General features: G+C 60.0%; 12 protein-coding genes. 3 read left to right on the top strand and 9 right to left on the bottom strand.

Going from position 1 to position 13023, the window contains the following annotated elements:
* Positions 1–8: 8 nt before the first annotated feature.
* Complete coding sequence (locus PL597_RS08965) at positions 9–317, bottom strand: DUF3572 domain-containing protein (protein WP_077982437.1); 309 nt, start codon at positions 315–317, stop codon at positions 9–11.
* 131 nt (positions 318–448) lie between these two features.
* Here PL597_RS08965 and PL597_RS08960 point away from each other — a divergent pair, with 131 nt between their 5' ends.
* Positions 449–820 (top strand): response regulator, encoded by a 372-nt coding sequence (locus tag PL597_RS08960; RefSeq protein ID WP_003521498.1) that lies wholly within the window; start codon positions 449–451, stop codon positions 818–820.
* 18 nt (positions 821–838) lie between these two features.
* The gene (locus PL597_RS08955) at positions 839–2209 is read left to right on the top strand and encodes a PleD family two-component system response regulator (protein WP_271364984.1); all 1371 of its coding nucleotides are present in this window, start codon (positions 839–841) and stop codon (positions 2207–2209) included.
* Positions 2210–3103: 894 nt separating this feature from the next.
* Here the strand turns inward: PL597_RS08955 and rpmG are convergent.
* From rpmG to topA, 6 genes are all read right to left on the bottom strand, one after another.
* Entirely contained in the window at positions 3104–3271 is a 168-nt protein-coding gene (gene rpmG / locus PL597_RS08950; RefSeq protein WP_003496403.1) for a 50S ribosomal protein L33, read from the bottom strand.
* Positions 3272–3360: 89 nt separating this feature from the next.
* Entirely contained in the window at positions 3361–4527 is a 1167-nt protein-coding gene (locus PL597_RS08945; protein ID WP_162520391.1) for an MFS transporter, read from the bottom strand.
* Positions 4528–4544: 17 nt separating this feature from the next.
* Positions 4545–5171 carry an NUDIX hydrolase gene (locus PL597_RS08940; protein ID WP_191217653.1) on the bottom strand — a complete coding sequence of 209 codons (627 nt, stop codon included), beginning with the start codon at positions 5169–5171 and terminating at the stop codon, positions 4545–4547.
* A 62-nt stretch (positions 5172–5233) separates the two neighbouring features.
* Complete coding sequence (locus PL597_RS08935) at positions 5234–5677, bottom strand: DUF983 domain-containing protein (RefSeq protein ID WP_269824021.1); 444 nt, start codon at positions 5675–5677, stop codon at positions 5234–5236.
* A 42-nt stretch (positions 5678–5719) separates the two neighbouring features.
* Entirely contained in the window at positions 5720–8074 is a 2355-nt protein-coding gene (gene rnr, locus PL597_RS08930; protein WP_269824020.1) for a ribonuclease R, read from the bottom strand.
* A complete protein-coding gene (gene topA, locus PL597_RS08925) occupies positions 8071–10755 on the bottom strand; it encodes a type I DNA topoisomerase (protein ID WP_269824019.1) in 2685 nt (894 codons plus the stop codon). Before topA ends, rnr begins: the two co-directional genes overlap by 4 nt.
* A gap of 259 nt (positions 10756–11014) precedes the next feature.
* Between topA and PL597_RS08920 the strand changes: the two genes are divergently transcribed.
* Positions 11015–11248: a hypothetical protein gene (locus PL597_RS08920; RefSeq protein WP_142912129.1), complete on the top strand. Its 234-nt coding sequence runs from the start codon at positions 11015–11017 to the stop codon at positions 11246–11248.
* Here PL597_RS08920 and dprA read toward each other — a convergent pair.
* Together dprA and plsY are read right to left on the bottom strand one after the other, a co-directional pair.
* Positions 11201–12343 (bottom strand): DNA-processing protein DprA, encoded by a 1143-nt coding sequence (gene dprA, locus PL597_RS08915; RefSeq protein ID WP_271364983.1) that lies wholly within the window; start codon positions 12341–12343, stop codon positions 11201–11203. The two genes, PL597_RS08920 and dprA, sit on opposite strands and share 48 nt — an antisense overlap.
* Before the next feature lie 21 nt (positions 12344–12364).
* The gene (plsY, locus tag PL597_RS08910; RefSeq protein ID WP_271364982.1) at positions 12365–12982 is read right to left on the bottom strand and encodes a glycerol-3-phosphate 1-O-acyltransferase PlsY; all 618 of its coding nucleotides are present in this window, start codon (positions 12980–12982) and stop codon (positions 12365–12367) included.
* Positions 12983–13023 lie beyond the last annotated feature (41 nt).

Below are 13023 nucleotides of genomic sequence, written 5' to 3'. Positions count from 1 at the left end.
GCGTCTCGTCAATACACACCTGAATCCAGCCCCGGTCCGGAAAAATGGTTCCAGGCAGCGGCCACGGTTTCGGGGGATGTATCGGTGGCGGCACAGAAGGCCATCAGGTCCGGCTCGTGACTCATCAGGAAATCCGTCAGCCCTGCCAGAAAGCCGGGATCGTTGACAGCCTGGCGCAGCATGTTGGCCTGCAGCCCACTCAGCGCCAGAAAACGCGCCAGCATGTCCGGTTCGTTTGCGAGCCAGCCAAGTATGGCGGCCGCCGTTTCTTGCGGATCCTGACCGACATTGCCTTTGTTTTTTGTATCGCGCAGCATTTCTTCCCCGAAGTTACCTATTTTGAAACCAAATCCCTCTAGCCTTGCGCAACAAATGGACGATGGAATCGGCTCTCTGACAACTTATATGTCTGGGTGAAGGTTTCAAAGCGAAACGGGGACTGCTCACCATGCCCAAGCAGGTCATGATAGTCGAAGACAACGAGCTGAACATGAAGCTCTTTCGCGACTTGATCGAGGCGTCTGGTTATACGACGATCCAGACGCGCAACGGTATGGAAGCGCTCGATCTTGCCCGCAAGCACCGCCCGGACCTCATCCTCATGGATATCCAGCTGCCGGAAGTTTCAGGGCTTGAGGTGACGAAGTGGCTGAAGGAAGATGACGAGCTGCATGTCATTCCGGTCATCGCGGTCACGGCTTTCGCCATGAAGGGCGACGAGGAACGCATTCGCCAGGGCGGATGCGAGGCCTATGTGTCTAAGCCGATTTCCGTTCCAAAATTCATCGAAGTCATCAAGACTTATCTGGGCGATGCTTGAGGCGACTGGGGAACGGTTATGACGGCGAGAGTTCTGGTTGTTGACGATATTCCGGCCAATGTGAAGCTTCTCGAAGCCCGTCTTCTGGCGGAATATTTCGATGTCGTCACCGCCGAGGATGGTTTCAAGGCGCTGGCGATCTGCGACAAGGAGCAGGTCGATATCATCCTGCTCGATATCATGATGCCGGGCATGGACGGTTTCGAGGTCTGCGAAAGGCTGAAGGCCAATCCGAATACCGCCCATATTCCGGTGGTCATGGTCACCGCACTCGATCAACCGTCTGACCGCGTGCGTGGCCTCAAGGCCGGCGCTGACGATTTTCTCACCAAGCCGGTCAACGACCTTCAACTCATCGCCCGCGTCAAAAGCCTCGTGCGGCTCAAGGCCGTTAGCGATGAATTGCGGCTGCGCGCCGAAACCGCACGTCAGATCGGCATCGAGGAGATGCTGCGCAGCGACGGGCTGATGCAGACGCCGGGCCGCGTGCTGGTTGCGGATGGCCGCGCCAGCTCGCAGGAACGTATTGTGCGGGCGCTGAAGCCGGTTGCCGAGGTCGACGCCGTCACGGAACCGCAGGCGGCGCTGCTCAAGGCCGCGAGCAATCCTTTCGAGCTCGTCATCGTCAATTCCAATTTCGAGGATTACGATCCGCTGCGGCTGTGTTCACAGCTTCGCTCGCTGGAACGCACCCGTTTCCTGCCGCTGCTTCTGGTGGCGGAGCAGGGGGCGGACGATATGGTGGCGCGGGCGCTCGATCTTGGCGTGAATGATTACATTCTCCGTCCGATCGATCCGAACGAACTCGTCGCCCGGACGCTGACGCAGATCAGGCGCAAGCGCTATAACGAGCATCTGCGGCTCAATCTCCAGCACACGATGGAACTTGCCATTGTCGACGGGCTGACCGGCCTCAACAATCGCCGTTACCTCGACAGCCACCTGAAGATACTCTTCGACCGCGCCGCCGTTCGTGGCCGCCCGATCTCCATCTGCATGACCGATATAGACCGCTTCAAGCTGGTCAACGATACCTATGGCCACGATGTGGGCGATGAGGTGCTGCGGGAATTTGCAGCGCGCATCCGCAGCACCGTGCGCGGTGCCGATCTCGCCTGCCGTTATGGCGGGGAGGAGTTCGTGGTGGTCATGCCCGATACGCCGATGGAGCTTGCGGCAAGCGTCGCCGAGCGCCTGCGGGCGATCATGGAAGACAAGCCTTTTTATGTTCGTTCCATCGACCGGGAATTGAGCATTACCGCCTCCCTCGGCATTGCCACCAGCAGCGGCGCCTTCGGCGCTCCGGACGAAATCCTGAAGCAGGCGGACAAAGCGCTCTACGAGGCGAAACACGCCGGACGCAACCGCGTCGTCGCTGCCGCTGCCTGAACCCTAACGGCCGATTAACTAAAATATTGCGGCAATCTTGCCGTCGTGTTCCGGCGAAGTAATTATTCGCCAAGCAAGTTGATCGTCGTAAGGCTGCAAACCATTGACCTTGTATGTATTTTATCACTTTGCAATGAATAGATGCAGATCGACGATATAAATAGAGTTCAAGTTGAAAAATACGTTGAATTCAATCTCTCCGGCAACTATAGTGTGTCAGCTTCGTATACTTAACCATGTTTCCCAGGTGATGTGTCCCTGGCTTAAGAATTTGTTGATTTTTATTTCACTTCTGCGCACACTCCTTATTGAGAGTAACAGTTCTTCCGGCGGCTTATCCGTCTTTTGATGATGAATGATAGCGGCTTTAGCCGTCGCGATTTCGTTCTTCAGGGGCTGGTATTGCGTAGTTTGAATGCCCCATGATGCTCAGGTCCGCCGCATCTCCTGAATCGTGGGGTCGGTCGGCTGACGATGTTCGAATCGGTTCCTCGTGCCGTAGTCACATCGTTGGCCGACCGCCTTCTTCCTGAAAATTGCCGTTTCGTGGTGTGCGCGTCGCGGCTTCGCGACGCATGCAATCCGTCATTGTTAACGTCGCGTGCGAAGCCGCGATACGGGGCAGGGGCGGACGGAGCCTTGGGGATGTGTCTTCCGAGCACCTGAATGATTGCTGCATCGGCCGGGGCATCAAACCATGTGGTCGGACTTACCCATGGCTGCTCTCGTGCTTTGTTATTGACGGCTACAATTCCCCGGACAGCAGGGGAGACGGGCCTTGCTTGCCCCTTGGAAGGCGTCTGGGCGCGAAGAGGCTGGCGGCAGCATCTTCCCTTCGGCGCAAACAAAAAACGCGCCCGTTGGGCGCGCTTTTGTCGGAGACAGATCAAGAAATTACTTGATCTTGGTTTCCTTGAATTCAACGTGCTTGCGTACAACCGGGTCGTACTTCGTCTTCGTCATCTTGTCCGTGAACGTACGGCTGTTCTTGGTGGTGACGTAGAAAGTACCGGTGTCGGCTGTCGACAGCAGCTTGATCTTGATTGTTGTAGCTTTCGCCATGGTCGTCCTGCCTTTAAACAAAAGAGAAGCCGCAGGCGCTTCTGACCTCGGCTAAATCTGGCGCGAAACTACGTATCGCGCCCGAAAAGTCAAGCCTGTTTCGCCCGGAAAACAAAACGGACGATATAAAGCACCACGTAAAGCCCGAAAAATACCGCCAGCGACCAGGCAAACCCGTCGGTTCCGGCAATGTCCATGGAAATGCCCACGGCCTGCGGCCCCGCAATCGTGCCGATGGCGTAACAGAAGATGAAGGCGGCATTGGCGGCGACCAGATCGGCGCCTTTCAGGCGCGATCCGAGATGGGTGAGGCCGACAGTATACATTCCCGAGACCAGGCCGCCCCAGAACAGCAACAGGGCCGCCACCAGAAGCCAGTTTTCCACCAGGAAAGGTAGCGCCAGCGTGCCGCAGACGCCGGCAAAGGCCATCAGCCCCAGCATCGTCCGCCGGTCCTTCATCCGGTCCGAAAGCAGGCCGATCGGTATCTGGAAGACCATATTGCCGATGCCCATCACGGTAAGGAGAAGCGCTGCCTGCGATTCGTTGAAGCCTTCCCGCGTTGCATAGATCGGAAACAGCGAAAGGCCGCCGGCCTGCACCGAACCGAAGACGAAGGCCGCCGCGGACGCCATGGGCACCAGCCAGACATAACGGACGAAATGGTGGTTGGGCCGCTCGTCCAGCTCCGGGCTTTCGCCGCGCGCCATAAAGATCGGGATCGCGGCGAGCAGGATGATCGCCGCGCCGACCAGAAACGGCAATATGCCTTCGCTGCCCACCACGGAAAACAGCAGCGGACCAACCGCGAATCCGACCGCAAGGCCGGTGGCGTAGATGCCGAGAACCATGCCGCGCTTCCTGGGCGGCGCCGTCATGTTGATCCAGTATTCGGAAAGAATGAACAGCGTGGTGGTGGCGCCGTGGAAAACGATTCGCAGCGGAAACCACATCCAGAAGGCTTCGGCGAAATAAAAACCGAGCGCGCTCAGTGCCGAAACGACGACTGCGAACAGCATGGTTCGCGCCACGCCGAAATCATGGGCGATCTTGGTGGTCACGGGGGCCGCCATCATCGCCGCGACGCCGGCCATAGCCGAATTCACCCCGATCATGGTGGACGAGATGCCGCGCTTCTCAAGGATGATCGACAGGAGCGGAAGGCCGAGGCCGATGGCGACGCCGACCGCACTGATGGCGGAAATGGCGGCGATCAGTGAGGGCCAGTGGATGGCGTCCGCTTCTTCGCATTTCATTTGTGACATGACGGCCTTTATACAAAGTCTCGAATGAACCGGCCGTGGCGCGTGACATAGAGCCGCGCGGGGCTTTCAAAGGGCAATGAGGGATCACCTATCATGAGCTTTGTGACATCTTCGAGAACCGTGCGCGTGATTTTCGGCATGTTCAGACTGGAAAGGTCTGTCATGTCAAGCCATTGCACGTCGGAGAGTTCGTCGGAATCGCGTGTGAGGCTAATATCGAGGTGCAGTTCATCTGCATAACAGCAGAAGAATCGCGTGTCGTAGCGCCGCACATTGCCGGGCGGGGTGATGGCACGGGCCACATATCGGAAACGGGAAAGATCGGGACCCTTGGTGTTCAAGCCAAGATCCACGCCAGTTTCCTCGAAAAGCTCGCGCGCTGCGGCAAGCGCCAGCGCTCTTGCGCCGGCGGCGCTGAGCCGCCGTGCCGCGGAGGCAGTGAGACTGTGGAGAACGGTGGGATGCAGATCGCTCGAAAAGGGCAGCGCATGGTCGCGCGGATCGCGTTTGCCGCCTGGAAACACATAAGCGCCCGGCATGAAGACATGGGCGCTGCTGCGCCGGCCCATCAACACCCTGAGTTGCGAGCCGGACCGGTCGAACAAAATCATGGAGGCGGCGTCGCGCGGCCGCATGGGCGTGTTCGTCGTTTCGGCGCGCCGGGGAGGCGGAGGCACGTGCAAGGTCCCGTCCGCCGTCAGTGAGAAGAGCCGTCGATCTGCACTTTCTGTTGTTTTCGGTCGAATCCGTGCATCTTCAGCGCCCATTGCAAGCCGATGACACCGCCCTTGATCGGTTGCAGCGTCAGAAGTGCTGCCAGAATGGTGATCGGCACCCAGATGGCGAAATGGGCCCACATGGGAATGTTGAGGACCATGTCGGTCATCATGAAGCCGCCGACCGCGATATGGCCGATGATGACGATGGAGATATAGGGTGGCAGGTCGTCCGAGCGGTGATGGTGCATTTCCTCGCCGCAGGCCGCGCAGGTATCCACCGGCTTTAGCCAGGCACGGAAGAGGCGACCGCTGCCACAGGCCGGGCAACGGTTTGCCATGCCGCGCATGATGGACCGGCCAAGCGGCCGTTCGGCGCTGTCGTCTCCGAAGGTAACGGTCTCCGAGCCCCGATGTGCACTCATCCTTAAGTCCTTCCCGTCCGTTCAACCGCCGAGGCGGCCTTGTTATCGTCGCCTTCTCGGCGGCCGTGTTCCGGGCTTGGCGGCAGCCCGTGCTGTCCGCCGTCCGGCCTTATGGAACGAGCGTACGCCCATCGGCATCTTGCGCCCCGGACTCAGCATATCGAATCTCAGCGCACCCGCCAGCGGCACCGCTTCCGCGAGCCTCACCTGCACCGTGTCACCAAGCTGATAACCGAGACCGGTCTTTTCCCCCGTGAGGGCCTGATGGGCTTCGTCGTACAGGAAATAATCGGTTCCAAGCGTAGATATAGGAACGAATCCATCAGCGCCAAATTGCGGAAGCGCGACAAATAGTCCCGCCTTGGTGACACCGCCGACCCGGCCCTCGAATTCCTCGCCGACCCTTTCGGAAAGGTGATGCGCGATGAGGCGATTGACCGTGTCTCGCTCCGCCGCCATGGCGCGGCGCTCGAAGGTCGAGATTTCGGCGGCGATATCGTCCAGCGTCGCCTCTTCCTGCGGCGTGATGCCGCCTTCACCGAGGCCAAGCGAGCCCACCAGCGCGCGATGCACGATGAGGTCGGCATAACGGCGGATCGGTGAGGTGAAATGGGCGTATTTCATCAGGTTGAGGCCGAAATGGCCGATATTTTCGGGGCTGTAGATCGCCTGGCTCTGGCTGCGCAGCACCATCTCGTTGACCATGATCTGGTGCGGCGTATCGATGGCGCGCGCCAGAATGCCGTTGAAGGAATTGGCGCGCATGGCCGCACCCTTGGCCATGGAAATGCCGATGGTGCCGAGGAATTCGCGCAGCACTTCCTGCTTGGAAAGTGTGGGCGCATCGTGGACGCGATAGACCAGCGGCTGCTTCTTCTTTTCGAGCGTCTCGGCGGCGGCGACATTCGCCTGGATCATCATTTCCTCGATCAGCTTGTGCGCATCGAGGCGTTCGGGAATGACGACCTTGTCTACCGTGCCGTCGGGCCTGAGCTGGATCTTGCGCTCTGGCATATCGAGTTCCAGCGGTTGGCGGCGGTCGCGCCCGCGCTTCATCACCTCATAGGCGTGCCACAGCGGCTTCAGGATCGGTTCCAGCAGCGGGCCGGTCTTGTCGTCAGGCGTACCGTCGATTGCGGCTTGCGCCTGCTGGTAAGACAGCTTGGCGGCACTTTTCATCATGATGCGATGGAAAGTGTGGCTCGCCTTGCGGCCTTCCTTTGAAAACGTCATGCGCACCGCAAGGGCAGGGCGATCGACGCCTTCCTTCAGCGAGCAGAGATCGTTGGAAATGCGCTCCGGCAGCATCGGCACGACACGGTCGGGGAAATAGACGGAGTTGCCGCGCTTCAGCGCCTCGCGGTCGAGTGGCGCGCCGGGCCGCACATACCAGGAGACATCGGCAATGGCGACGGTGACGATGACACCGTCAGGATTGTCGGGCGAGTGGTCAGGTTCGGCATAAACTGCGTCGTCATGGTCCTTGGCGTCGGCCGGATCGATGGTGATGAGCGGCAGGTCGCGCCAGTCCTCGCGGTGCGACATGGTCGCTGCCTTGGCCGCATCCGCTTCCGCCAGAACATTCGGCGGGAAGATATGCGGGATGCCGTGCGCATGGATCGCGATCATCGAGATCGCCTTTTCCGAGGCCACCGAGCCGATGACCGACAGCACCTTGGCGCGGGTCAGGCCATAACGGCCGCTGTTGCGCGAGGTTTCAACCTCGATCAGATCGCCATCCTTGGCATCGCCGACGCCATCGGGATCGATCACCATTTCTTCGCCGCGGCGATCGATCGGCATCAGCCGTCCACCGCCACCGGGCGCTTCCTTGAAGACGCCGAGCAGCGCGTTCTGGCGACGGTCGATGAGCTTCACGACGCGGGCCGTATAGGCCGGGCCGGAGTTTTCCTTGGAGGGGAAGATTTTCGCCAGAATACGGTCACCGAGACCGGCTGCCGGGGCCTTCTTGCCGCGGTCCTGCGAGGACTGGCGGATGAGCACGGCCGGCGCTGCGCCCAGATCCTCGGGCCATTCCGCCGGGCGGCCGATCAATTCGCCGTCCTTGTCGCGGGTGGTGATGTCGAGAACCGTGACGGGCGGCAGGCCGCCCGGCCGCGTCAGCGACTTGCGGCTCTTGTGCACCATGCCATCGACTTCGAGTTCCTTCAGCAGGGCTTTCAGAACGATGCGGTTTTCGCCCTTCAGCCCGAAAGCCTTGGCGATTTCGCGTTTGGAGGCCTGCTGCGGATGGTCCGCGATGAATTTCAGCAGCACTTCGCGGGAAGGCACCTCGCCATGGATGATGCCTTCACCTTCGCTCACCCGCTTGCCGCGCCCGGTGCGTCCGAAACCGTCACTGGCGGAACCCTGTCTCTGACGTGGCGCCTTGCTCACTCTGCTGCCTTCTTGGGTTTGGCCGCTGCCTTCGGCTTGGCGGCCGCCTTGCTCTTGGTTGCCGCCTTGGCCTTGGTGGTTTTCGGCTTTGCCGCTGCCTCACCATCGGCCTTCTTGGCGGTGGTTTTCTTCGCCTTGGCAGGCTTGCCGCCGGTGCCGGTCTTGGCAATGCGCTCGGCAATCAGCACCAGCGCCTCGTCCAGCGTCACGGAAGCCGGATCCTGCCCCTTCGGAATGGTGGCGTTGACCTTGCCCCAGTTGACGTAAGCGCCATAACGTCCGTCGCGAACGGTGATGGCGCCGCCATCGGGATGGTCGCCCAGTTCCTTGAGAGCAGCCGGCGTGCCGCTGCGGCCGCGTCCTGGTCCCTTGCTCTGCTTTTCGGCAATAACGGTCACGGCTCGGTTGAGACCGATCGAGAACACGTCCTCGATGCTTTCAAGGTTCGCATAGGAACCATCATGCAGCAGGAACGGCCCATAGCGGCCAAGCCCGGCGGAGATCATCTTGGCCGTCTCCGGGTGCTTGCCGATATCGCGGGGCAGATTGATGAGCGCCAAGGCCTTTTCGTGGTCGATATCTTCAGGCTTCCAGCCCTTGGGCAGCGACGAGCGCTTGGCTTCCTTGCCGTCGCCGCGCTGGATATAGGGTCCGAAACGGCCAGACCGAAGCGTCAGCTCTTCGCCGGTCATCGGATCGGCACCGAGTGCTTTCGGCTCGTTGGACACGGAAGCTTCGGCTTCCGAGCCATCGGAGGTGAGCTGGCGGGTAAAGTTGCACTCCGGATAATTGGAGCAACCGACGAAAGCGCCGTATTTGCCGAGCTTCAGCGAAAGATTGCCGGTGCCGCAAACCTGACAGATGCGCGGATCGGAGCCATCCTCGCGCTTGGGGAACACCAGCGGCGCCAGAACCTCGTTCAGCGCATCCAGAACGTTGGTGACACGCAGTTCCTTGGTGTCTTCGATCTGGGCGAAGAAATCCTTCCAGAAATCACGCAGAACCTGCTTCCAGTCCAACTCGCCGGCGGAGATGCGGTCGAGCTTTTCTTCAAGGGCGGCGGTGAAATCATATTCGACGTATTTGGTAAAGAAGCTCTCGAGGAAAGCCGTCACAAGCCGGCCGCGCGAATGCGGGATCAGCTTGCGCTTGTCGACGACGATATATTCGCGGTCGCTCAGCGTCTTCAGCGTTGCCGCATAGGTGGAAGGACGGCCGATGCCAAGTTCTTCCATCTTCTTGATAAGCGAGGCTTCCGAATAACGCGGCGGCGGTTCGGTGAAGTGCTGGCTGGCGTTGATCTTCTGCTTGGCGAGGTTCTCGCGCTCATTGATCGGCGGCAGACGGCCTTCATCGTCACCATCGTCGCTCTGCTCGCCATCTTCCTTCTGGTCGGTATAGGCGGCGATAAAGCCGTCGAAGCGGATGACAGAGCCAACGGCGCGCAGGCCAGCCTTCTCGCCGCCATTGGTGGCAAGGATTTCCACTGTGGTACGCTCGATTTCTGCCGACGCCATCTGGCTGGCGATACCGCGCTTCCAGATCAGATCGTAAAGACGCAACTGATCGGCATCGAGGTAACGCTTCACCTGATCTGGCGTGCGGTTGAAATCGGTCGGGCGGATTGCTTCGTGCGCTTCCTGGGCGTTTTTTGCCTTGGTAGAGTAAAAGCGCGCCTTTTCCGGCACATAACGGTCGCCGAACTGCTCGCCAATGGCCTTTCGGGCGGCATCGATCGCTTCCGGGGCCATCTGTACGCCGTCGGTACGCATATAGGTGATCAGACCGACGGTCTCGCCGCCGATATCGATACCTTCATAAAGCTTCTGCGCCACCTGCATGGTGCGCGAGGCGCCAAAGCCCATGCGCGAAGACGCGGCCTGCTGCAGCGTCGAGGTGGTGAAGGGCGGGCCGGGATTACGCTTGACCGGCTTCGCCTCGACCGTATCCACGACATAGGTCGCGCCTTCCAGCAGCGCCTTCAGCCGGTTCGCATCGTCTCCGGTCTTGATCGAGCGGTTTTGCAGGCGCTTGCCATCGGCCGAAACCAGCTTGGCTTCGAACTCGTCACCGCGCGGTGTCTTCAGAAGCGCGCTGATGTTCCAGTATTCTTCGGAAATGAAACGCTCAATCTCGGATTCGCGGTCGCAGACGAGGCGCAGCGCCACCGACTGGACGCGGCCGGCGGAACGCGCGCCGGGCAGCTTGCGCCACAGGACCGGGGAGAGGTTGAAACCGACGAGATAATCCAGCGCACGGCGGGCGAGATAGGCGTCGACCAGCGGCACATCGATGTCGCGCGGGTTGGCCATGGCGTCCAGAACCGCCTTCTTGGTGATGGCGTTGAAGACCACGCGCTTCACCGGCTTGTCGCCAAGCACACGCTTCTTCTTCAGGAGATCGAGAACGTGCCAGGAAATGGCTTCGCCTTCGCGATCCGGGTCGGTTGCGAGAAAAAGGCCGTCGGAGGATTTTACCGCATCGGCAATATCCTTCATGCGCTTGGCGGACGCGCTATCGACCTCCCAGGACATTTCGAAATCCTGATCGGGCAGCACCGATCCGTCCTTGGCAGGAAGGTCTCTGACGTGGCCAAAGGATGCAAGAACCTTATAGCCCGAGCCAAGATACTTATTGATCGTCTTGGCTTTGGCAGGAGATTCTACGACGACGACATTCATATTGTTCTTCTCTGGAACTGGTCCGTTAACGTGGCCCCGGTTGCAGCGTGGTGCCGCAATTGGCCTTCTTTATAATTCGACATGGACAGGTAATGCCCGCTGGTCAAGAGGCAAGCCCGATTTTCTCGCTTCAAGATGAGTGCAACCTATGGATAATCTATTGTTGTATTGCAATCTTTGGTAAATTGGTTATGATGGGCAACATCATTTGAACAGACTTAATGCTTCCCGTTTCAGGCTGAATTTCCAGGATAAATATATGGTCCCGAACGCGACAAACAATAATGCCGAAAATGAAGGGACCAGAGAGAGCTTGGCATACATCCGCCAGATGCTGGCGGAACTGCGGCAGGTAGCGCACCGGGAAGGCGCCGACATGCTGTGTTATCTGATCGAGATGGCCTATGTCGAAGTCGGCGATATCCAGAGCGGGCGGCGCAAACTGTCAATCCGCGATGAAGAGCGAAACACGCCCCCCGGCATGCCGGTTTAGACGTCCGGCAATATCAAGCTCCAGCAGCACCAGGTGAACGGTGGCAGCGGAGAAACCCGTGTGACGGATGATATCGTCCGTTTCCACAGGCGAGGGACCGAGAGCGGCGGCGATGATGCTACGCTCGTCGTCCCCTGGTGGTGACATCTCGGTGTCGGATCTCGGTTCCTCGATCTTGCGGTCATAGGGCAATTGCGGCTCCATCAGCGGTCGCAGTGCGTCGAGGATATCGGTTGCACCCGTGGTTAGCATGGCGCCTTCCTTGATCAGCCGGTTGGTGCCTTCACAGCGCGCGTCGAGCGGCGAGCCGGGCACGGCAAACACCAGTCGTCCGGCTTCACCTGCAAGCCGCGCCGTAATCAATGAACCCGAACGTTCCGCCGCTTCCACGATGACGACGCCGAGCGAGACGCCCGCGATCAGCCGATTGCGGCGCGGGAAATCCCGCGCGCGAGGCTCCCAGCCAAACGGCATTTCGCTGATAGTCGCGCCGCCCTGATCGTATATTTCCTGCAAAAGTCCGAAATTTTCCTGCGGGTAGGGGCGGTCGAGACCGCCGGCCAGCATAGCCACTGTGCCGGTTGCAAGACTTGCCCTGTGCGCGGCCGCATCAATGCCCCGCGCCAGTCCCGATGCAATCGTATAACCGGCCCGCCCACAGTCGCGTGCCAGCATGGCGGCGAATTTCGCGCCGTTGATGGAGGCGTTGCGTGAACCGACGATGCCGACGCAGGCTCTTCTCGCCGCATCCGCCGATCCCTTCATGGCGATCAGCGGCGGCGCCCCATCCATCTGCCGCAGGGCTGGCGGATAATCCGGTTCGCCAATGCCGACGAAACGCGCGCCGAATTTATCGGCGGTTTCGATCTCGCCTTCCGCTTCCGCCTGGGTGGCAATGCGCGGACTGCGCGAAGAACCGCCACGGCGCGACAGTTCGGGCAGGGCATCGAGCGCCTTTTCAGCACTGCCGAAATGATTGATAAGTTCGCGAAAGGTCACGGGACCGATATTATCGCTGCGGATCAATCGTAGCCACGCCACCCGCTGCCGCGCGGAAAGCTCTATGCCCTGCCGTGTAGTTTCCGTATTCGGCATGACATGTCCCCAAGGTGAACCTTAGCTCTTCTGTCCGATCCTGCTTTCCGTGCCCGCAATCAGACGTCTGATATTTTCGTGGTGTTTCAACCAGGAAATCACACTGAGCAGCGTCACGAGAAGCGCCGTCTTCTCGGGTCCGAGCACCCAAAGCGCTACGGGGATGATCACCATTGCCACCAGCGCCGAGAGCGACGAATAACGGGTGATAAAGGCGGTCGCGATCCAGATGAGCGCAAAGGCAAGCATCATGAGGGGAGCCGCGCCTAGAAGAACACCAATATAGGTGGCCACACCCTTGCCGCCCTTGAAGCCCAGCCACACGGGAAACAGGTGGCCGAGAAATGCGAAGAAACCGGCGACCAGCGAGGCTTCGTAACCCCAGAGCGCATTGGCGACCAGAACCGCCGCCGTGCCCTTCAGCGCGTCGAGCAAAAGGGTTGCGGCGGCGAGCTTCTTGTTGCCGGTACGCAGCACGTTGGTGGCGCCGATATTGCCGGAGCCGATCTTGCGCACGTCGCCCAGACCGGCCATGCGGGTAAGAAGGAGGCCGAACGGAATGGAGCCCAATAGATAGCCGAGCAGCGCCGCCAGCGCGAGAAGGGCAGGCGCGGTCTGCCACTCAGTCAAAGCACTCATTCCAATGTCCCCTCTGTCCCGCCGTCAGCGTGATCTCTGTT

It is taken from the genome of Agrobacterium sp. ST15.13.013 (assembly GCF_027956525.1).
In the GTDB taxonomy this organism is placed as follows: domain Bacteria; phylum Pseudomonadota; class Alphaproteobacteria; order Rhizobiales; family Rhizobiaceae; genus Agrobacterium; species Agrobacterium salinitolerans.
The sequence above is the reverse complement of the archived record's forward strand: the minus strand, read 5'-3'. Positions and strand labels throughout refer to the sequence as shown.